The 21112-nt window shown below is 69.6% G+C and carries 13 protein-coding genes and 2 pseudogenes; 6 read left to right on the top strand and 9 right to left on the bottom strand.

All coding sequences use genetic code 11. The annotated features are described in order from the left end of the window. The first annotated feature begins 55 nt into the window (after positions 1 to 55). The 4 genes and pseudogenes from IPN47_27645 (at position 56) to IPN47_27630 (ending at position 7127) form a co-directional block, all read left to right on the top strand. The gene (locus IPN47_27645) at positions 56 to 3571 is read left to right on the top strand and encodes a DEAD/DEAH box helicase (GenBank protein ID MBK9411756.1); all 3516 of its coding nucleotides are present in this window, start codon (positions 56 to 58) and stop codon (positions 3569 to 3571) included. A 147-nt stretch (positions 3572 to 3718) separates the two neighbouring features. Beyond that, positions 3719 to 4185: pseudogene (locus IPN47_27640) on the top strand ((2Fe-2S)-binding protein). 80 nt (positions 4186 to 4265) lie between these two features. After that, a pseudogene (locus tag IPN47_27635) lies at positions 4266 to 6609 on the top strand (xanthine dehydrogenase family protein molybdopterin-binding subunit). A gap of 224 nt (positions 6610 to 6833) precedes the next feature. Continuing rightward, a complete protein-coding gene (locus tag IPN47_27630; protein ID MBK9411755.1) occupies positions 6834 to 7127 on the top strand; it encodes an SAM-dependent methyltransferase in 294 nt (97 codons plus the stop codon). A 59-nt stretch (positions 7128 to 7186) separates the two neighbouring features. On the opposite strand, the gene IPN47_27625 is transcribed toward IPN47_27630, so the two are convergent. Next, the gene (locus IPN47_27625) at positions 7187 to 7636 is read right to left on the bottom strand and encodes a nucleotidyltransferase (protein ID MBK9411754.1); all 450 of its coding nucleotides are present in this window, start codon (positions 7634 to 7636) and stop codon (positions 7187 to 7189) included. A gap of 753 nt (positions 7637 to 8389) precedes the next feature. Here IPN47_27625 and IPN47_27620 point away from each other — a divergent pair. Further along, on the top strand, positions 8390 to 8701 hold the full coding sequence (locus IPN47_27620) for a hypothetical protein (GenBank protein ID MBK9411753.1): 312 nt from the start codon (positions 8390 to 8392) through the stop codon (positions 8699 to 8701). Positions 8702 to 8811: 110 nt separating this feature from the next. On the opposite strand, the gene yaiO is transcribed toward IPN47_27620, so the two are convergent. The 5 genes from yaiO to IPN47_27595 form a co-directional block, all read right to left on the bottom strand. Beyond that, positions 8812 to 9588, bottom strand: coding sequence for a YaiO family outer membrane beta-barrel protein (gene yaiO / locus IPN47_27615; protein MBK9411752.1), 777 nt, complete (start codon positions 9586 to 9588; stop codon positions 8812 to 8814). Positions 9589 to 9607: 19 nt separating this feature from the next. Continuing rightward, complete coding sequence (locus IPN47_27610) at positions 9608 to 11098, bottom strand: glycosyltransferase family 2 protein (GenBank protein ID MBK9411751.1); 1491 nt, start codon at positions 11096 to 11098, stop codon at positions 9608 to 9610. Between the two features lie 20 nt (positions 11099 to 11118). Next, complete coding sequence (locus tag IPN47_27605; GenBank protein MBK9411750.1) at positions 11119 to 12183, bottom strand: HEAT repeat domain-containing protein; 1065 nt, start codon at positions 12181 to 12183, stop codon at positions 11119 to 11121. Between the two features lie 7 nt (positions 12184 to 12190). Then, on the bottom strand, positions 12191 to 14206 hold the full coding sequence (locus IPN47_27600) for a response regulator (protein MBK9411749.1): 2016 nt from the start codon (positions 14204 to 14206) through the stop codon (positions 12191 to 12193). 430 nt (positions 14207 to 14636) lie between these two features. Beyond that, positions 14637 to 16079, bottom strand: coding sequence for a glycogen synthase (locus IPN47_27595; GenBank protein MBK9411748.1), 1443 nt, complete (start codon positions 16077 to 16079; stop codon positions 14637 to 14639). Positions 16080 to 16167: 88 nt separating this feature from the next. On the opposite strand from IPN47_27595, the gene glgC reads away from it, so the two are divergent. Further along, positions 16168 to 17430 carry a glucose-1-phosphate adenylyltransferase gene (gene glgC, locus IPN47_27590; GenBank protein MBK9411747.1) on the top strand — a complete coding sequence of 421 codons (1263 nt, stop codon included), beginning with the start codon at positions 16168 to 16170 and terminating at the stop codon, positions 17428 to 17430. Positions 17431 to 17521: 91 nt separating this feature from the next. Here the strand turns inward: glgC and IPN47_27585 are convergent, their stop codons facing one another. Genes IPN47_27585 through IPN47_27575 form a run of 3 tightly spaced genes read right to left on the bottom strand, consistent with a single transcriptional unit; the run spans position 17522 to position 20995 of the window. After that, entirely contained in the window at positions 17522 to 17983 is a 462-nt protein-coding gene (locus IPN47_27585) for a hypothetical protein (protein ID MBK9411746.1), read from the bottom strand. 49 nt (positions 17984 to 18032) lie between these two features. Further along, the gene (locus tag IPN47_27580) at positions 18033 to 19568 is read right to left on the bottom strand and encodes a glycoside hydrolase family 32 protein (protein MBK9411745.1); all 1536 of its coding nucleotides are present in this window, start codon (positions 19566 to 19568) and stop codon (positions 18033 to 18035) included. Continuing rightward, positions 19565 to 20995, bottom strand: a complete 1431-nt coding sequence (locus tag IPN47_27575; GenBank protein ID MBK9411744.1) for a sugar porter family MFS transporter — start codon at positions 20993 to 20995, stop codon at positions 19565 to 19567. The genes IPN47_27580 and IPN47_27575 overlap by 4 nt, the downstream gene beginning before the upstream one ends. Positions 20996 to 21112: the final 117 nt, after the last annotated feature.

Below are 21112 nucleotides of genomic sequence, written 5' to 3'. Positions count from 1 at the left end.
GTCCCGTTTGCCCCATGACGTCGGTAGCTTTACAGGTTCCCCTCGCGCCGCCCCTGTGCCGATCCCGAAAAAAGTCGCCGTTACGTTCTCCCCCCCGCTCCGCGCCCGTGGCGATGCCTACGTGCGGGGCGATCAGGTGCTCATCGACCACGCCGATCCGGCCGTGGTCCGGGCCACCGTGCAGGGGGCCGTCCCCATTCGCGTCGAGATCCGCGCCATCCCCGGTAGTCGGCTCGAGATGCATTGCGGCTGCTCGTACGCGCAGGAGTACGGGAACTGCGAACACCTCTGGGCCGCGCTCGTGACCTGCGATCGCGCCGGCGTCCTCCCGCACACGCCGGACGAGTCGTACCACGCCGAAGCGCGCGCGGCGCGAGAGGCCGAAGAACGCGAGGCCGAACGTCGACGCGAGATCGAGCGCGAAGCGGCGCGCGAAGCCGAGGAAGCGCGCATGCGCGAGGCCGCGCTGCGTGTCCCCGAGCCCATCGACCATCCGGCGCTCCGCCCGCCGCGTCCGGCCGACCCGCGCCCATGGGTGCAGCAACTGCGCTCGCTGGCGCCGCTCATGGCCCCCGGTACCGATGCGCAGAAGCGCGAGACGAGCGCCTACCCCGAGGGGAAGCGCATCATCTACATCGTCGATATCCCGCTGACCTTCGAGCGGCAGGAAGGGCTGCTCGTCGAACTCGGGATGCAGGCGCTGCAGAAGAACGGGGAATGGGGAGCGCCGCGCCAGTTCCGCCTCACGCGTTCGCAGTGGCTGTCGGCTCCCGAGCTGGTCGATCGCGAAGTGGCGCAGATGCTTCTGGGGGCGCAGCCCGAGTTCGGGCACTACGCCCCGGGGAGCAGCACGCGTCGTTTCCTCCTCTCGGCGGCCGCCATCGAGACCACGCTTCGGCGCATGTGCGATTCGGGCCGCGCCTACCTTCGCCCCACGCCGCGCGCCGAGGACCTCATCCCGCTCACGTGGGACGACAACGATCCGTGGGAGTTGCGGCTGGCGGTGGTCCCGATGGCGCCACCGCCCGAGGTGGCGGAGGGGAGCGTCGAGGCGACGGCCGAGGGTGAGGAGGAGATCGGGACGGCGCGCGCGGCCGAGCATCAGGCCCCGAGCGAACCCGCGAGCGAACCCGCGAGCGAACGCGATCTCGTGCGCGACGTCGCCGTGGCGCGCGCGCGCGGATACCGCCTCGAGGGACACCTGGCGCGCGGCGAGGAAATCATGCCGCTGGGCGAGCCCCTGCTCTTCATGCGCGAGTCGCTCCTCATCGCGCGCGGCCAGGCGTCGCGCTGGATCGACCACGGCGCCTTCGACCTGGTCCCGGCGCTGCGCGGCGAAACGAAGGTCGAGGTCCCTACCCCCGAGGCCGAGGAGCTGGTGGCGGAATTGCACGCCCTGCCGCACCTCCCGCCGCTCGAACTCCCGCCGGAGTTGCAGCTGTCGACGCACGAAGGGGCCCCGCTGCCGCGCCTGGCGCTCCGCGTCGTGCCACGCACCCCGTGGAGCCCCGCCAAGTTCGAGGGGCTCCTCTCGTTCGACTACGACGGCGTGGTCGTGGCCGAGGACGCCGCCTCGGCGGCCCTGTTCCAGGGGGAGGAGCGGCGCATCGTCAGGCGCAACCGCGGCGCCGAGGAGACCTTCGCACGCCGCCTGGAGAAGGCGGGGTTCCGCTGGGAGTACGACTACGGGAGTGCCCGCTACACGCGCCGCCTGAGCGAGACGCGCGGCGAGGACATCGCCTTCGAACTCACGATGGAAGGGTGGTTCGTCGAGTTCGACGGGCACCTCCTGCGCACCGCCGGCGACCTCTCCGTCTCGGTGACGTCGGGGATCGACTGGTTCGACCTGGGCGCCTCCCTCGATTTCGGTGGCGGCGTGAGCGCCACGCTCCCCGAACTGCTCGCCGCGTTACGGCGCGGCGATCGCACTGTGAAGCTGAGCGACGACTCGCTCGGCATGCTCAGCGGCGAGTGGCTCGAGAAGTCGGGCTTCCTTGCGGCTGCCGGCACCATGGTCGGCGGCAACCTGCGCTTCTCGGCAAAGCAGCTCGGCGTCCTCGACGTCCTGCTCAGCGCCCTGCCGCCGGCCGATACCGATTCGGCCTTCGAGCATGCCCGGCAACAGTTGCTGCGCTTTGAAGGGGTCCACCCCGCCGAAGCCCCCGACGGCTTCGTGGGGACGCTGCGCCCGTACCAGAAGGAGGGGCTGGGCTGGCTCTACTTCCTGCGCGACTTCGGCTTTGGTGGCTGCCTGGCCGACGACATGGGGCTCGGCAAGACGGTGCAGGTGCTGGCGCTCCTCGAACGGCGGCGCGAAGAGCACGGGGGGACGTCGATCGTGGTCGTCCCGCGCTCGCTGGTCTTCAACTGGGAGCAGGAGGCCAAGCGCTTCACGCCGCAGTTGCGCATCCTCGTGCACGGTGGCCCCGATCGCAAGCGCAGCACCGCGCACCTGGAGGAGTACGACCTCGTCATCACGACGTACGGCACGCTGCGCCGCGACGTGGCGATGCTGCGCGAGATGGAGTTCGACTACGCCATCCTCGACGAGGCGCAGGCCATCAAGAACGCGGGGACCGAAGGGGCCAAGGCGGCGCGGCTGATTCGTGCGCGCCATCGCCTGGCGATGACCGGTACCCCCATCGAGAACCGGCTCGCCGAGCTCTGGTCGCTGCTCGAGTTCCTCAACCCGGGGATGCTGGGCAAGGCCTCGGTCTTCGGCTCGCTCATTCGCCGTCTCGACTCGCCGGGGAACACCGAGGAGCGGGAGGAGGCGCGCACGTTGCTGGCGCGCGCCGTACGCCCGTACATCCTGCGACGCACGAAGGGGCAGGTGGCCCCCGAGCTCCCCGAGCGCCTGGAGCAGACGCTCGTCGTCGACCTGTCGCCCAAGGAGCGCGCGCTCTACAACGAGCTGCGCGACCATTACCGCAATTCGTTGTTGGGGCGCATCGATGCGCAGGGGATGGCGCGCAGCAAGATGCACGTGCTGGAGGCGTTGTTGCGCCTGCGGCAGGCCGCCTGTCACCCGGGGCTGGTCGACCCGTCGCGCCGCGACGACTCCAGCAGCAAGATCGACATGCTGCTCACCCGCGTGGCCGAGGCGACCGCCGAGGACCACAAGGTGCTCGTCTTCTCGCAGTTCACGTCGCTGCTTGCCATTGTGCGGGCGCAAATGGACGCGCAGGGCGTGCGCTACGCCTACCTCGACGGCGACACCAAGGATCGGCAGCAGGTGGTGACCGAGTTCCAGGAGGACCCGGAGTGCAAGGTCTTCCTCGTCTCGCTCAAGGCCGGCGGCGTGGGGCTCAACCTCACGGCGGCCGAGTACGTCTATCTGCTGGATCCGTGGTGGAATCCGGCGGTCGAGGCGCAGGCCATCGACCGGGCGCACCGCATCGGGCAGACGCGGCGCGTGTTCGCGCAGCGGTTGATTGCGCGCGACACGGTGGAAGAAAAGGTGCTGGCGCTGCAGGAATCCAAGCGTGACCTGGCCGACGCGATCATCCGGGCGGATAACTCGGTGGTGGCGAGCCTCGGGCGGGAGGAGCTGGAGCTGCTGTTGAGCTAGGGGGCACCGTCCGACGCGACGTCGTCCCTCGAACCGGGGCGCGTGGGGGCGCGTGGGGGCGCGGTCGCCCCCCTCGCGTCGATCGATTCCGGAGGCCATTCTGTCTGCATCCTCTGGCCGCACGTCGCGACTTCATCGGGAGTCTCCATGAGTACCGCCCCCATCACGCTCACCGTCAACGGCACCCGCCGTACGTTCGACGGCGATCCCACCATGCCGCTGCTCTGGTTCCTTCGGGACGAGTTGCAGCTCACCGGGACCAAGTTCGGTTGCGGCATCGCCCAGTGCGGCGCCTGCACGGTGCACGTCAACGGGGCCCCGCGCGCGCCTGCCAGCGGCGCATGCAGTCGCTGGGCGGCGCCGACGTCACCACCATCGAGGGGTTGCACCCGGCGGGTGAGCACCCGGTGCAGGTGGCGTGGCGCGAGATCGACGTGCCGCAGTGTGGCTTCTGCCAGAGCGGGCAGATCATGCAGGCCGTGAACCTGCTCAAGGGCAATCCGAATCCCTCGGACGCCGACATCGATGCGGCGATGAACGGGCACATCTGCCGCTGCGGCACCTATCCACGCATTCGGGCGGCCATCAAGGCGGCCGCGGAGAAGCGGTCATGAGCGCGCGCGACTACCTGCCGTGGATGTCGGCGTCGGAACCCTCGCCCGCGGAGCGCGCCAGCGAGGAGCAGGCGCCGGCGATGGACGCGTCCCGTGACTCGGCGGCGTCCGTTGCCTCTGGCGACGCATCGCCGGTCGACACCGGCCGCCGCGACCTGGTGAAGCTCCTGGGCGTGGGGGGGCTGCTCTTTGCCGCCGGCCCCTTCGGCATTCGCCGCTTGGAGGCCGCCGAGCGTGTGCTGGCCGGCACGAGCGCCGCCGAGCCGTGGGAGGCGCACGCGTACATCCGATTGGCCGAGGACGGGATCATCACCATCGTCTGCCATCGTTCGGAGATGGGGCAGGGGATTCGCACGACGATGCCGATGATCATCGCCGACGAGATGGAGGCCGACTGGGCAAAATGCCGAGTGGAGCAGGCGTTAGGCGATGAGCCCAAGTACGGGAGCCAGAACACCGACGGCTCGACGTCGATCCGCGACTTCCTGGTGAAGTACCGCGAGGCGGGGTCGAGCGTGCGCGCCCTGCTCGAGGACGCCGCCGCCAAGGAGTGGGGGGTGAGCGCGAGCGAGGTGCAGGCGAAGAACGGGGTGGTGGTGCACTCGGCGAGCGGGCGCACCAAGCCCTTTGGCGCCCTGGTGGCCACTGCGCGTGCCCTCCCGATGCCGGCCAAGGAGCGCGTCCGGATCAAGAAGCCGACCGAGCGCCGGTGGCAGGGGAAGCAGATGCCGTCGATCGACCTCGTCCCCATGACGACGGGGAAGGCGGTGTACGGCGCCGATGTGATCCTCCCGGGAATGAAGGTCGCCGTGATCGCCCGCCCGCCGGTGTGGGGAGGGAAGGTCTCGAGCGTGGACGACAGCGCCGCGCTCAAGGTGCCCGGGGTCGAGAAGGTCGTCCGCATCCCCGAGACGCCGATCCCCGGGGCGTACATGCCGTTAGGCGGCGTGGCGGTGATCGCCAAGAACACGTGGGCCGCCATCAAGGGGCGCGAGGCGCTCAAGGTCACCTGGGACCACGGCGCCAACGCCGCCTACGACAGCACGACGTACAAGGCGACGCTCGAGGCGTCGGTGCGGAAGCCCGGCGATGCCGGGCGCACCAACGGCAACGCGGCCGCTGCGCTCGCCTCCGCCAGCCGCAAGCTCGCGGCCGAGTACTACGTGCCGCACCTCTCGCACGCCCAGATGGAGCCGGTGGCGGCGATTGCCAGGGTTGACGGGGGGAAGGTCGAGGCCTGGGCCTGCACGCAGTCGCCCATGGATGCGCGCAAGGCGATCGCCGAGTTCCTCAAGGTCGACCTGGCCAACGTGACCGTGCACGTGACGTTGTTAGGCGGCGGCTTCGGACGAAAGAGCAAGCCCGACTTCATCTGTGAGGCGGCCTTCCTGGCGCGCGCCGTCGGCGCCCCGGTGCGCGTGCAGTGGACGCGCGAGGACGACCTGCAGCACTCGTACTATCACAGCGTTGCCGCGCATCGCCTGGAGGCGGCGCTCGATGCCAGTGGCAAGGTCAGCGCCTGGCTGCACCGCTCGGCGTACCCGGCCATCGCCTCGGTCTTTGCGCCCAACGTCCCCGGGCCCAGCGCCGATGAGCTGACCAACGGGGCGAGTGACATCCCCTTCGACATCCCCAACATGAGCGTCGAGGCGTGCCCCGCGGTGGCCATGGCACGCATCGGCTGGTATCGCAGCGTGAACGCGATCCATCACGGCTTCGCCATCGGGTCGTTTGTCGATGAATTGGCGCACGCCGCCAAGCAGGACTCGGGCGACTTCCTGTTGCAGCTCATCGGGGGCGACCGGCAGGTGGACCTGTCCAAGGCGGGGCTGGTGGCGCCGGCCAGCAACTACGGCGCCACCTGGACCGACCATCCGCTCGACAGTGCGCGCGCGCGCCAGGTCGTGCAGCTGGCGATGGACAAGAGCGGGTGGAAGGGAGGCAAGCTCCCGCGCGGCAAGGGGCGTGGCATCGCCGTCCATCGCAGCTTCTTGTCGTACGTGGCGATGGTGGTGGAGGTCGAGGTGCTGCCTGACGGGACCGTGCTGGTGCCCAAGACGACCGTCGCGGTCGACGCCGGGTATGTCGCCAACCCCGATCGTGCCCGGTCACAGATGGAGGGGCGCTGATCATGGCGATGAGCAACACGCTGTACAGCGAGATCTCGTTTGCCGAGGGAAGGTGGTGCAGTCCAACTTCCGCGACTACCAGGTCACGCGCATGCGCGCAGCGCCGCGAGTGGTCGATGTGCACCTCGTCGAGAGCGAGGGGCTTCCGGGGGGCATCGGTGAGCCGGGGGTGCCGCCTGCGGGCGGGGCGCTGGCCAACGCGATCTTTGCGGCGACGGGCGTGCGCGTGCGCGAGCTGCCGGTGGGGAAGCAGCTGGCGGGGTGGCAGAACAAGGCGACGAACGAGGAGGCGTGACGCGCCCCGCGCACGCCTAACGGCACACGGCACCCTTATGATCACCTTCGATCCCATCGGGGTCGTGCGCAGCCCCTTTGTCACCATGGACCAGGTGCCGAAGGGGCTTGGCGCAAAGCACTCGACCGAGGGGGCGCTCGTCCTGCGCCCCGAGCTGGAGGCAGGGCTCACCGACATCGAGGGCTTCTCGCATCTCTATGTGATCTGGGTCTTTGATCGCATCAGTGGGTACGAGCTCATGTCGCGCGCGCGCCGATGGGAAGCCACACGGCGTCTTCGCCACGCGCATGCCGCTGCGCCCCAATCCCATCGGGCTCACCGTGGTCGAACTGCTGGGCCGTGACGGGGCGACGCTCAGGGTGCGCGGCGTCGACATGCTCGACGGGTCGCCGATTCTCGACATCAAGCCGTACCAGTCGAGCATCCCCGTGGAGCAGCTCAGGCGCGGGTGGCTGGCGGACGCGGAGGCGGCGAAGGCGCGAGAGTCGCAAACCATCGAAGCGCGGGGCGGGACGTAGCACACAGGCACCGCTCCTTCCGAACGTCCGGGACGTTACGTAGAGCGGTGGGCACTGTGCTAAGTCTGGTCCTCGAGAAACTCGGCGTCCGCTCGATCCTGGGTCCGGTCTGTCGCGCGCTTGTTCCTGATGAGGTCTTCCCGGGAGATCATCCACACGGGTTCACCGTCCAGCGATGCTGCCACGCGTCGTGTCCAGGCCTCGGCGAATTCGACGCCGTAGAGCCTAGTCAGCAGGTCCACGCGGTTGGGCGATCGCCCCAACTGAATGACCCGGTCGTCCGCCTCGAAGTCCGACGCCTCGAGGGCGAGTTCAGCGAAGCCGAACTCGCGCAAAGCCGCCACAATGCGGATGCCGTTGGCGCGGTCCGGTCGCACGAAGAGGTCCAGATCTTCCGTGAGCCTGGGACGCCCGTGAAACGCGACGGCGTGCCCGCCGACCACGAGAAACTCAGCGCCGTGTGAACGCAACAACGCGAGTAACTCGAGCAAGTCCTTGTCCAGCTTCACCAAAGGCCTCCCGGTAGCGAGCGTGTAGCTCCAAGGCGCGATCGAGACGCTCCTGGGGCGAGAGGGCGGCCCACGCCTGACGGTCCGCGGCGGCGGCGGCGGCGTGAGTGGGAAAGATCTCGATACGGCGCTCCATGCGATGAAATCTAGCGGTGCCGTGAGCAGGGGTGAGCCGGGGTCACAGCCGGGGTCAGAGCCAACGCGGCAGCCTCTCGTTGGATCTGGCCCCCCCCTTCTCTGCCCAGCTCCGAACATGAGAAGTGCCGCTTCACCGTGCTAGCGCGAGCTTTGCCCGTGTAATCGCGGCCCGGCGAGCGGCGCTGGCGCGGGATCCGGCGCGCCGTGTGCTCGCTGGAATCGGTCTCGCGCGCAACCCGCATAGGCGAGGGGTCATCGCCGGCGGCGCGCCCAGTTCGCGAACGTCCGCCCCGAGTTCGCCCCCGTTCGTCGCCGCACGTTGGGCGGCGACTGCGCCTGAACAAAGTCCATCAGCTGCAATGACTTGCGGACCTGCCTTCACTGGCACGTGCCCTGCCTTCCGTGCGCAGCAACCTGTGCGCAGCGAGGTGGACGGTGAATGGGACACAACTTGTATGGGTTGCGATCGGAATCACCCCTCCAACGCCGGAGGTGATAGCCGCCTGACCTCGGCGATGACGAGAGAGCATTCCCAGCCGCTGCCGATACTCCCAGGGTGGGGGCCTCGCACGCCCCCACCCATCGGCACGTTTCACCCCTCATGTGCAGGCATCCATGGCCGGCTGTCCCTACACCTGGGTTCGCGGACTCTTCGGCTCCAAACCCGCCGCCCCGGGCGAACCCGCCAAGAATCTCATGGTCCGCGTCACGCGCGACGGCGAAGAACGCGTGAGCGTCGCCCTCCCGGCCCAGAGCGCGCGCTGGCTCATCGAGCTGATGCCCGACGACGTGGTCGAGAAAGTCCGTGCCGAAGACATCCCCGTCGACGCGATCATGGTCGACCTGCAGGAGCAAGGAGAGCTCTACCCGCGACCGATCTTCTCGCTCGACGAACCCAACCGGAAGGTCGAGGTCTGGCTGGAATAGACGTCGACTCGCCCGTGGTCGACGACGCGCCGCCCACCGGCGCTCAGTGGGGCGATGGCGTTGAGGACGCGGTCACCGCGCGTCGATGCAACTGACGGTCAGTCGACCGGTCACCGCGACGACACCCGCGCCCCGAGCGACACGTGCCGCCGGGTGAACAGCCCCTCGTAGCGCGTGACATCGGCCCCCCACGTGAGCGCCAGGTGCGGCGCCACAGGAATCACCCCCCACGCCCCCGCCGCGCGTACCGCCGCCACGAGCGGCCCGGCCGCTGCCAGCGCCTCGACCTCCTTGCCCGACGCCCCCATCACGGTGACCGACCCCCGTGCGCCAAAGAAGCGACTGAGGCGCGCGCTGTGGGTAGTCACGACCGGCGCATCGGCCAGGCGCACCGGCGCCGCGCTGTACGACGCGAGGAAGTTCCCCCAGTACCGCTCCAGCGAGAACGACGCCCCCTGCACCTCCACCGCGGTGTAACGTCGCATGCTGCCGCGCGCCGTCACCCCCCAGCCGCCGGGGAGCGACAGGTGCAGCTGCGCCGCCCCGCCATCCTTCGCCACGACCTGGTGCGTGGTGCTGACCTCGCCCTCGAGCCCGAGCGTGAGGCGCCTGCCTAACGCGAAGGACAGCTCCCCTTGCAGGCGCTGGTCATCCAACCCGAAGCGCTCCATGCGCTCGGCGGTCACCGACACCCCGGTGCGCGTCGAGGCGCGCAGCCCGAGCGTGACCCCCTGATCCTGCCATGGGGAGATCCCCTCGCTCAGCGCGTCGCGGCCGGCCCGGACCTCGACGGTGGCGATGCGGGTCGACGCCCCCTGCGCGACGACGGCGACACGAGGGAGCAGCAGCGAGAGCGCGAGGGCGCCGAAGCGAGCGGATGGGGACATGTGCGTCATGATGAGGGCCTCAGGCGACCGCCGAGGTCTGTCGAGGGTTGGTGTCGCCGCTGGCAGCGGCGGCGGTACCAGCGGCGGCAGGGGCGCCCGCCGCAACCGCCGGCACCTTGGCAAAGCCACGCCGCTCCATACGCCCCCAGTCGGTGCGCCCGCGCAGGAACTTCCACAGCCCGCGCAGGCGCCAGATGACGGTGAGCTGCCGGTACCCGAACGACTCCAGCACCAGGTACCAGACCAGCCGCACACGATCAGAGAAGTGCGTGTAGCGCGGAAAGCTCCACTCCTCGAGCAACAGCGCGTACATGCTCAGCACCGCGCCAATGCCATACGCCATGAGGAAGAAGAGCACGGCGAACGACGCGTTGAGGAGCCCGAGCGCGACGCCCAGCGCGAGCCCGATCCAGCCGAGCAGCTCGACGACGGGGGCGAGCAGTTCGACGAAGACGAAGTACGGGTAGCACCAGAGCCCGACGACGCCGTAGCGCGGGTTGAAGCACATCGTCCGGTGTCGCCAGAGCACGTCGGAGAGCCCGCGGTGCCAGCGATCGCGCTGCCGCCCCAGCACGCGCAGCGACTCGGGGCACTCGGTCCAGGCGACGGCGTCCGGCACGAAGAGCACGCGGTGCGGGCGCTTGGCCTCGTACGCCTGGCGCCGGAGCTTGAGGACGAGTTCCATGTCCTCGCCCACGGTGTCGTGGGTGTAGCCGCCAGCCGCAATCACGGCGTCGCGCCGGAAGAGCCCGAACGCACCCGAGATGATCAGGTTGCCGCCGATCTGGTTCCACCCCAGGCGGCCGAACATGAAGGCGCGGAAATACTCGACCACCTGCACGCCGGCCACGAAGGTGCGCGGGGCTCGCGGTTCGGTCACGCGCCCGGTGGCGATGGTCGAACCGTTGGCGATGCGGATGGTCCCGCCAGCTGCCAGCACGTCGTGGTGGCTCAGGAACGGGCGCGCCAGCCGCTGCAGCGCGTCGGCGTCGACGATGGTATCGGCGTCGATGACGCAGACCAGGTCGCCGGTGGCCAGATTGAGCCCGACGTTGAGCGCGTCGGCCTTGCCGCCATTCACCTTGTCCACCACCAGCAGGTTGGGGTGCGAGCGCGAGCGATACAGCCCGCGCACCGGCTTGGTGTCGATGCGCTTCCACACGATGGTGTGGATCGGCACCAGGTCGAAGCGCCCCTTGAGCACGTCGAGCGTGGTGTCGGGCGAGCCATCGTTGATGACGACCAGCTCCACGTTGGCGTAGTGCAGCGCCAGGAGCGCGGTCACGCTCTCGGCGATCGTCGCTTCTTCGTTGTAGGCCGGGGCGAGGATGCTGATGCTCGGCGTCACCGCCGACCCCATGATGCGCGACCGGCTCTCGCCCCGGATGCGCAGGACGTGGAGCACCAGCTCCCACGTGGCGCAGGTGACCAGCGTGATGTACGCCGTGTTGATGGCGATGAAGTACAGAAGGATCGCGAAGTCGAGCCCCGCGAGCGCCGACGCCAGCACCGAGACCACGGTCGCGACGTTCACGCCGTCACCTGCAGGTAGACACTCTCCGGAAGGTCGAGCACCTGCCGCGCCATGTCGGCGGCAAAGGGGTTCGTGGCATTGAGGGCGCGCCGCAACGTCAGCAACCCGGCCCCGCCCATGCGCCGCAGCGCGAGCGCGCTCTCGCGTCGCACTGGCCAGCTCGTGTCGCCCAACAACCGCAGGAGCGCCGAGCAGGTGGTCCAGGCCCCCAGCTCGCCTAACGCGCGGGCGGCGGCGGCGCGCACTTGCGGCGCCGTGTCGTCCAGCCGTGCGGTCAGCGCCTCGACGGCCTTCTCACCACCCAGCACGCCGAGGACGGCAGACGCGCGCGCGCGCACCTCGTCGTTGGGGTGCTGGGCGAGGGCGAGCGCGGGGTCGAGCAGCTCCGGCTGCCCCAGTCCGCGGGCGACGGACAGGGCATCGATCAGCCCCGGACGATGAGGATCGGAGAGGAAGCGTCGCACCGCGCGCGCGGCCGGTCGCCCCAATCGCAGCAGCGAGTCCTGCACGGTGAAGCGGCAGAGCCGCTCGGGGTCGGCCAGGCGCGAGACGAGTTCGTCGATCACCGCTTCGTCCACGCGGCCGGCGGCCCACACGAAGGCCTGCGCGCGCACGTGGGCGCTGCGGTCGCGCAGCAGCGCGCGCATGGCCGGCGTGTCGTGATCGAGCGCGGTGAGCACGCGTGCACCGGCGAGGCGATTCCACCACCACGGACTCCCGCACATCGTTTCGGCGCGTCGCGTGATTCCCGCGAGCTCGCCGAGGTGCCGCAGGCGCTCGCGCCCGCTGCCCGTGAGCGCCTCCCCGAATTCGTGCACCAGCTCCTGCTGCACCGTCCATGGGAGCCGGGCGAAGGTCGCAATTCCGGCGTGGTCGTCGGTCCCTTCGGCGATGGCGCGTGCCAGCACCTCACGCCCGGAGTGGCTGCGCGCCTCGTGCCGCGCCCGCCGCCAGCGCGCCAGCCCGGCGCTGATGGCCAGGGCGACGGTGAAGACGATGGTGAGCGTGAGCTCGAGGTAGACCAGATAATACGAGACCTGGTAGAGGAGCGATTCCCTCATCGGCGCCTCACGTGCGCATCGCTCGCCGAATGCGCTCGGCGAGGACGGGGACGCTGAACGGCTTGGGGACGTAGTCGAAGGCCCCCAGCTCGAAGGCCTGGACCGTCTCGGCCTCGGTGCTGCGCGAGCTGAGCATGATCACGCGCGTGTGGCGCAGCACGTCGCGCTCGGCGAGCGACCGCAGGAGGGCGAGCCCGTCGAGCTCGGGGAGGTTGACCTCCATGAGGATGAGGCGGGCGCGGATCTCGGGGCGCTCGCCTAACAAGGCCGACGCGGCTTCCTGCCCGCTCCGCAGCCACCGCACCTCGTACTGGCGGCTCTGCAGGGCGTGCACGAGGAGCGAGGCGACGGCGGCGTCGTCCTCGACGAGCAGGACGTCGACGCGTCCGGTGGCACGGGTGTGCGGGGCGCTGGCGATCCCCAGCGTCTCCTCGCCGGAGGCCCCGCTCGACACCATGAGCGCGGCGTCGGCGGCTTCGTGCAGGGTGCGCACGTCGGCGGCGTCGTCGGGAAAGGTGGCGAGGCCGGCGCTGCAGGTGAATCCGAACGCTGCGCCTGACGGTGCCGAGAAGCGGCGTGAGCGCATGGCGGCCATGATCTCGCGCACGCGCGTGGCGGCGTTGGCACCGTTGGCGTCGAAGAGCCCGATGACGAACTCGTTCGGCCCCCACTGCGACACCACGTCCTCGGCGCGGAACGACTGCTGCAGCACCTGGCTGAAGGCGAGCGACGCGGCATCCACCGCCGACTGCCCCACGCGCTGCACGGCCTGGGCGTAGCCGTCGAGGCGCATGGTGATGAGCGTGACCTCGTGCCGGTGGCGCCGGGCGATCTGGATGAAGCGGTCGATGTCGCGCTCGGCCTTGCGGCGGCCGGGGAGCCCGGTGACGGCGTCGGCCTCGTTAGGGCGGCGCTGCTGGCGGGCGCGGCGCAGGCGATTCTGCACGCGCGGCACCAGCTCCTCGCGCTGCACCGGCTTGCGCACCACGTCGTCGCCGCCGACATGATACGTCTCCTTTGCGAACGCGGCTTCGTCGGCGCTGGCCATGAGCACGAAGGGGAGTTCGCGCCAGCGCGGGTCGGCGCGCATCGCGCGGCAGAGCTCCAGCCCCGACACGCCAGCCATCGCCGCCCCCGTGACCACGAGATCGGGCTGTCCCGATTCCAGCGTCTCCCAGAAGCCCTGCGGATCGGCCAGCGCCAGGACGCGGAGCCCGGCCTGCTCCAGAACCAGCGTCGCCGCTTGCAGCGCGTACGGATCGCTGTCCACGACGAGGACCGTGGCGGTGGCCTGCTCGCGGCTGGCGAGCGTGGCGACCGCGCGCTCGAGGATCATGGACGGGGGCTGCCCGGCGAGCAGCGGTCCCGTGGCCCCTGCGCGCGCGATGGCCAGGCGAAGCGCCATCGAATCGTTAGGCGAGACGACGAGGACGACCGCCGTGGCGCAGGCGGTGATCGTGTCGAGCAGGGCCACGAGCTCCTCGACCGGCGTGTCGCCCGCTTCGAGGATGATGGCGTCGGGGGCGTCTTCCAAGACCGCCTCTCCCGTGTCGGCCAGCGCACGCGCTACCACCTCGACCCCCACCGACATTCCCTCCGCGACGAACTGGTCGCCGCGTGCGCTGTCGCCGAGCAGGAGGACGCGGGTGGGGAGGACGCCGTCAGGCGCAACGGCGATGGGGGCGGTGGGGCGCTCGAGCTCGCGGCGCAGTGCGAGCACCTGGTCGGCGAGGCGCATCGCCAGCGGGCGCCCCAGCGTGTGCCGCGACGAGAACGACTGCTCCAGCGCGCGTGCCAGGCGCGAACCGCCGCGCATCCCGAAGGTCCCCACCGTCCCGGCAAGCGAGTGCGCCTCGGACTCGGCCAGCTCGCGCAGCTCCTCGTCGAGCTCACCGTCCATGAGCGCCAGCACCGCGCGCTCGAGCACCTCGACTCGCCGCAGGTGGCGCTCGCGCAGCCGCGCCCAGACCTCGGCGGCCTGTTCGCCGCGCACCGCGGAGAAGAGGGGAGCGGGGGAGATCACCGCGTCACGCTCCGCATCACGCGCCGCGTCGCACCCCGCGTCGCACCCCGCGTTGCACCCCGCGTTGCACCCCGCGTCGCACGACCCCAGCACCAAAGCCCCCACGCTCCTGCACGGAGCTGGCGGCGTTCGAGGCCCTGTGTCGATGTCGTGGCGTCTGCGCGGTGCATCCCCACCCTGCGGTGGACGCCGACCCCGGGTCGGCACCTGATCGGAAGTGTCACCGCGGCGATTTCTGCCGCTCGCGACGGGAACGCCCTCCAATCCACTCAGTGATAAGGACTTAGAGCGGGCTAATGGGTCACGACGCGGGATGTCGGGCGGCAAGAAATGCCGGGCGACCCACTCCGGGGCGGGAGGGTGGCGCTAGCTCCATGTGCGGGAACGACTTACGCACGGCGCTCGCGCGAGTCGCTCGGCCTTCCGACCCCTATCGTCCCCGACTCTTCACCGCCGCCAGATACAGGCGCGCGTAGACGTTGGCGGCGTGGCCCCAGGAGTTGTCCTCGCGCATCCCGCGCTCGCGGAGGATCGCCCACCCCTCGGTATTGCGATACGCGGCGAGGGCACGCCCGATGGCGTCGGCGAAGTAGCGCCCCTCGTACGGATGGAAACGGAAGCCGTTCCCCTCCCACCCCTCGCTCACGGTGTCGTTGAGCCCCCCGGTGGCGCGCACGATGGGAACGCTGCCGTAGCGCAGGGCGATCATCTGCCCCAGCCCGCACGGTTCGAAGCGCGAGGGCATGAGGAACATGTCGCTCCCGGCGTAGATGCGTTGCGCCAGCGACGCGTCGAAGCCGATCCGTGCCGAGACGCGGTCGGGATACGTGGCGGCATAACGATGAAAGAGCGTTTCCCAGTTCGCCTGCCCTGATCCCAGCAAGACGAGCTGCGCATCGGTCTCGCGCAGGAGCCAGGGCATGACCGCCTCGAGCAGGTCGAACCCCTTCTGCTCCACGAGGCGCGAGACGACGCCTAACAACGCGCGATCCGGGGCCACGGGGAGCCCGGTCTCGCGCTGGAGCGCCGCCTTGCACTGCCCCTTCCCGGCCATGTTGTCGGGGCGATACGGGGCGGCGATGCTGGGATCGGTGAACGGGTCGAAGACCATCGCGTCGATCCCGTTGAGGATCCCGACCATCCGGTCACGTCGCGAGCGCAGGACGCCGTCGAGCCCTTCGCCGTACTCCGGGGTCATGATTTCGCCGGCGTAGGTGGGGCTCACCGTGCTGATGATGTCGCTGTGCACGATACCGCGCGCCATGAAGTTGAACGTCCCGGCGAAGCGTCCGCCCAGCACGTCCTCGAGCGACCCGCCCTCGCTGAGCCCTGCGAGCGACAACGTGGCCGGCGGCGCGAAACCCTGATAGGCGAGGTTGTGGATGGTGAAGACGGTGGCGATGTGGCCGAAGGTGTAGCCCATCGTCGTGCGCAGGTAGTTGGGGACGAGGGCGGCGTGCCAGTCGTGGCAGTGCACCACGTCGGGTTGCCACCCCTCCACCTCGCGCAGGTGCTGCATGAGGTCGAGCACCCCGCGGGCAAACAGGACGAAGCGACGATGATCGTCGCTCTCCCCGTAGATGGCCGCGCGCTCGAAGGCCGCGGGGATATCGAGCAAGTAGGTGGGAGCGGCACTCGCGGAGAGACGCCACACGCGCTGCTCCTCGGCGCGTTCGCCGATGGTCAGGAACGAGGCGGCGATGGGGCCGTCGGACGGGATCCCCTTTTCGCGCAGGACGCGATAGCGCGGCATGACGACGCGCACATCGTGTCCGATGCTGCGCAGGGCAGCGGGGAGGGCGCCGGCAACGTCGGCCAGGCCGCCGGTCTTGATCCAGGGGTCGACTTCGGCGGCAACAAACAGGACATTCATGCACCTACCTTACGCCGTCTGCGCCGAAGGCGCAAAGTCCTTGCAGGTCAGGCCTGACCCTCACGTCGCATCCGAGAGCCTCGCACGCATGAGCGCACCCTATCGCCCTGGTTCCATCGGCCGTAGCACGATGGCCTACGTCCTCGCCGGAGGGCGGGGGTCGCGATTGTACGAACTCACCGATCGCCGCGCCAAGCCCGCGGTCTTCTTCGGCGGCAAGGCGCGCATCATCGACTTCGCGCTCTCCAACGCCCTCAACTCCGGCATCCGCCGCATCGGCGTGGCGACGCAGTACAAGGCGCACTCGCTCATCCGTCACCTGCAACGCGGCTGGAACTTCCTGCGCCCCGAGCGCAACGAGTCGTTCGACATCCTGCCGGCGTCGCAGCGCGTGAGCGAGACGGCGTGGTACGAGGGGACGGCCGACGCCGTGTACCAGAACACCGACATCATCGAGGCCTATCACCCGGAGTACATGGTGATCCTCGCCGGGGACCACATCTACAAGATGGACTACGAGCAGATGCTCCAGCAGCACGTCGACCAGGGGGCCGACGTGACGGTGGGGGTGCTCGAGGTACCACGCATGGAGGCGACGGGGTTCGGGGTGATGCACGTCGATGAGCAGGACCGCATCGTGCACTTCCTCGAGAAGCCGGCCGATCCGCCGGCAATCCCCGGCAATCCCGACATGGCGCTGGCCAGCATGGGGATCTACGTCTTCAAGACGACATTTCTCTTCGAGCTCCTGCGCCGCGATGCCGCGGACACCGATTCGAGCCGCGACTTCGGGAAGGACATCATCCCATACGTCGTGCAGCACGGCAAGGCGGTGGCGCATCGCTTCAGCCAGTCGTGCGTGAAGTCCGCCCATGAAGTGGAAGCGTACTGGCGCGATGTGGGAACGATCGATGCCTACTGGGAGGCGAACGTCGACCTCACCACGGTGGTCCCCTCGCTCGACCTGTACGACGAGCAGTGGCCGATCTGGACGTACGCCGAGGTGTCGCCACCGGCCAAGTTCGTGCATAACGAGGAAGGGCGTCGCGGGCTGGCGCTCAACTCGCTCGTCTCCGGCGGCTGCATCGTCTCGGGGGCGTCGCTGCACAAGACGCTGCTGCACACGGGGTGCAAGGTGCACTCGTATGCGCAGCTCGACGGCGCAGTAGTGCAGCCGTACGTCGACGTGGCACGCGGTGCGCGCCTGCGTAACGTCGTCGTCGACCGTGGGGTGCAGATTCCCGCCGGGCTGGTGGTCGGCGAGGATCCGGTGCTCGACGCCAAGCGCTTCCGTCGCACCGAGCGCGGGACGGTGCTCATCACGCAGCCGATGATCGACGCGCTCAAGTAGGAAAGACGGGAAGACGGGAAGACGGGAAGACGAGTCGAGGGGCGCCGGGTTGAGTCCGGGTGCCCCTCGTCGTGTTTGGAGCAACACGGGGTCAGCGGCCGGGGATGGGGATCCGGAGGTTGACCTGGGTGGGGGGCGGCGACGCCCCCATGGGCACGAAGCGCAGCACCACGCGCGACGTGTCGAAGTACGCAGCACCGGTGATGTGCCGCGGGTACTTGGGGGCGCTCGCCTGCGCCACGACGGTGGCGGTCGCGGTATCGGCAAAGCCCCCGCTGCGGGGGAGGCGATGGACGACGGTCGCATACACCCCGTTGTCGTCTCCTTCCAGTCGCGGCGACGAACACGCGCAGTCATCGCCCACGCGAATCAGCCCGTCGACGCTGTCGAGCGCCACGCCGCGCGTGTCGGTCACCGTGCCGTACACGTACGCGCAACCGATCGCGTTGGGATAGCGCGCGTTCGGCGTGCAGCTGCCGGTCCCCGGCGCCGCCCCGCCGTCGCCGCAGGCGGCCAGCGCCACAACGAACGCGCCACCGAGCACGCCGAGCATGGCCACTCGACTCCGCGGAGCACGGCGGCCCGCATGCACGGAACGGCGGCTAGCGCGCCGAGTCGAGGCCATGAATGCGGATCTGCTGCACACGCGGCGTCGTTCCCGTCGCCGAGAGGGAGAGCGCGCGCGAGTCGCCCGTGGGGAAGAAGATCTCCGTCATCACCGTCTCACCCTGCTGCGCGAACAGCTCCAGCGAGGCCGCGTCGATGAGCAGGCGCAGCTGAATCTCGCCATTGGCGATGCGGATCGGTGCGGTGTGCACTCCCGGGAAGTCCTTGTGGAAGGCGACCCGGCCCGAGCGCGTGCGATCGAGCGCGATGCGCCGATTGGCAGGATCGATCGAGAGCGCCAGCGACTCGGCGGGCCCAGTCGTCAGCTGCAGCGCGAAGGGCGCCGCTGACGAGGCCCCGGCAAAGGTCATCTCCACGTCGAGCAACATCGGGAGGTCGCGCTGTGCGGCGAGCCAGGCGCTGGCTTGCGTGAAGGTGCCGCCGGCGAAGGTGCGCGGCACCCCACGGCGCAACCGCTCCAGCTCGGCCACCGGGCGCTGCACCAGGCGCAATCCGGCGGGTGTGCGCCGCAGCGTGAGGGTCCGCGCCACACTCATCGCGCTGCGCCACGGCGAGGTGGGGACCTCCTGCGCGTACGACCAGTTGCTCATCCATCCCAACCAGACGCGCCGGCCGTCAGCTGCAGGCACGTCACTCCACGACACGCCGGCGTAGAAGTCGGCGCCGTAGTCGGCCCAGAGCGGCTGCGCGACCTCTCCCTCGGGGACGAAGCGCTGTCCGTCGAAGTCGCCGACGAAGTACTGCGTCCCCGAACCGCCGGCCGGTGCCCCCGGATTCAGGTTCACGATGAGCACCCATCGCGTGCCGCCGCCCTCCACCTGCACGGGGAAGAGATCCGGACACTCCCAGATGCCGCGCCGGCTCCCGGCCGGGCCAAACTCGCCGCTGCGTGTCCAACGCTTGAGATCGGGCGAGGTGTAGAACTGCACCTTGTACTCCGGCGACAGTGCGACCGTCATGACCCAGCGGGACGACGGTGCATGCCAGAAGACCTTGGGATCGCGAAAATCGGCCTTGTTGAGGTCGAGTACCACGCCCCCCTTGCTCCAGGTGCGCCCGCGATCGTTGGAGTAGGCGATGCGCTGGTCCTGGTGTCCATCACGATGCCCGGTGTAGAGCGCCACCAGCGGCGGCTTGCCGTCGGCCCCGAAGCCGCTCGTGTTGCGCCAGTCGACCACCGCGCTCCCCGAGAAGATCATCACCCCGTCCGACTCGGCGAGCGCCAGCGGGAGCTGCTCCCAGTGCACGAGGTCGCGGCTCACCGCGTGCCCCCAGCTCATGTGCCCCCATTTGTCGCCGAACGGGTTGTACTGGTAGAACAGGTGCCACTCGCCGTCGTAGTAGACCATCCCGTTCGGATCGTTCATCCAGTTCCGCTCGGGGGTGAAATGGAAGCGCGGGCGAAACGGCTCCAGCGGTGCGGCGCGCTGCGCGGTCGTGCGCCCCTGCGCCCCGGTGAGCGACGGGGCGAGCATCAGTACGCACGACGCGGCGAGCAGCACGCGCCTCATGCCACCACCCCGAGTTGCTTCTGGATCTCCTCCAGCGGCACCCCCTTGGTCTCGGGGACCATGGTCGCGACCCAGACCAGCTGCAACACCATCATCCCGCAGAAGATGCTGAAGATGTAGCCCGGGGCCATGGCGCTCACCATGTACGGGAAGACGGTGGTGAGGAGCGCGGCGAAGACCCAGTGCGTCGCACTCCCCAGCGACTGCCCGGAGGCACGGAACTGGTTGGGGAAGATCTCCGAGATCAGCACCCAGATCACCGTCCCCTGACCGATGGCATGTGCCGCGATGAAGGCGAAGATGCAGGCCGGGACGATCGAGTAGTGCTGCGTGAAGAAGGCCCACGCGCACAGACCTAACGAGGCGATGTAGCCGAACGACCCGATGTAGAGCAGCGTGCGCCGCCCGAGCCGGTCGATGAGCCAGAGTCCCACGAAGGTGAAGACGAGGTTGGTGATCCCGATCCCCACCGACTGCAACAGGGCCGCCTTGGTGCCCAACCCGGTGAGCTCGAAGATGCGCGGGGCGAAGTAGAGGATCGCGTTGATCCCCGAGAGCTGGTTGAAGAAGGCGACCAGGAAGGCGAGCAGGATCGGGACCCTGAGCCGCATCGACCAGAAGCCGCGCGTGCTGTGCTGCTCGGCCACGCCGCTCACGATCGCGTCGGCGTGCGACTCGAGCTGGGCGGGGGTGGCCTCGGGTTCGATGAGGGCGAGCGTCTTGAGCCCGGCCGCGCGGTCGCCCCGGCGCGTCAGCAGCCAGCGCGGACTCTCCGGGATCCCCAGGCACATCAGCGTGTAGACAACCGACGGAAAGGCGGCGACGCCGAGCATCCAGCGCCAGGCGTTCTCCCCAACGCCCGACAGCAGGGCGTTGGAGGCGAAGGCGACGACGATCCCGAAGACGATGTTGAACTGGAACATCCCGGCCAGCCGCCCGCGATGCCTGGGCGGGGCGATCTCGGAGATGTACAGCGGCGCCGCGACCGTGGAGATGCCGATCCCCACGCCGCCAAGGAAGCGGGCGAGGATGAAGACCCACACGTTCCACGCCACTCCGCACCCGACCGCTGAGACGATATAGAGGACGCCGATCCAGGTGAGCGTCGCCTTGCGCCCGAAGCGATCGGCCGGCCAACCGCCCACGAGCGAGCCGAGGACGGTGCCGTAGAGCGCCGCGCCGAGCGCCAGGCCGTGCATCCCCGCACTCAGCCCCCACAGCGACTGGATCGTCTGCTCGGCACCGGAGATCACCACCGTGTCGAAGCCGAAGAGGAAGCCGGCGAGGGCGGAGGTGATGGACCAGGTCAGGAGGCGACCGCTGAGACGGACGGGCGGGGCGGCGACCGTTGCGCCTGGGGCGTCGGCGGGAGAGGCGATGTTCACGGGACGGGGAGATCGGGATTCGCTGCGCACCGCGGACGGCATTTGCGCGTCGCCGAACATGCGTCGTGCACGGGCCCGAGACAACGCCGCGCGGCCCGAGTGCCGCGGCCGGCCTGCCCGAGGCGCTGACCTGCCATGAGGGGGAAACACCGGAAAGCG

This window comes from Gemmatimonadota bacterium, from assembly GCA_016719105.1.
Taxonomy (GTDB): Bacteria; Gemmatimonadota; Gemmatimonadetes; order Gemmatimonadales; family Gemmatimonadaceae; genus SCN-70-22.
This window is presented reverse-complemented; position numbering and strand designations above follow the sequence as displayed.

Excerpts from the sequence above, each read along its gene's own strand:
- yaiO (MBK9411752.1), bottom strand. The coding sequence starts at position 9,588 with ATGTCCCCATCCGCTCGCTTCGGCGCCCTCGCGCTCTCGCTGCTGCTC.
- IPN47_27595 (MBK9411748.1), bottom strand. The coding sequence starts at position 16,079 with ATGAATGTCCTGTTTGTTGCCGCCGAAGTCGACCCCTGGATCAAGACC.
- IPN47_27605 (MBK9411750.1), bottom strand. The coding sequence starts at position 12,183 with ATGAGGGAATCGCTCCTCTACCAGGTCTCGTATTATCTGGTCTACCTC.
- IPN47_27575 (MBK9411744.1), bottom strand. The coding sequence starts at position 20,995 with ATGCCGTCCGCGGTGCGCAGCGAATCCCGATCTCCCCGTCCCGTGAAC.
- IPN47_27620 (MBK9411753.1), top strand. The coding sequence starts at position 8,390 with ATGGCCGGCTGTCCCTACACCTGGGTTCGCGGACTCTTCGGCTCCAAA.
- IPN47_27585 (MBK9411746.1), bottom strand. The coding sequence starts at position 17,983 with ATGCTCGGCGTGCTCGGTGGCGCGTTCGTTGTGGCGCTGGCCGCCTGC.
- glgC (MBK9411747.1), top strand. The coding sequence starts at position 16,168 with ATGAGCGCACCCTATCGCCCTGGTTCCATCGGCCGTAGCACGATGGCC.
- IPN47_27580 (MBK9411745.1), bottom strand. The coding sequence starts at position 19,568 with ATGAGGCGCGTGCTGCTCGCCGCGTCGTGCGTACTGATGCTCGCCCCG.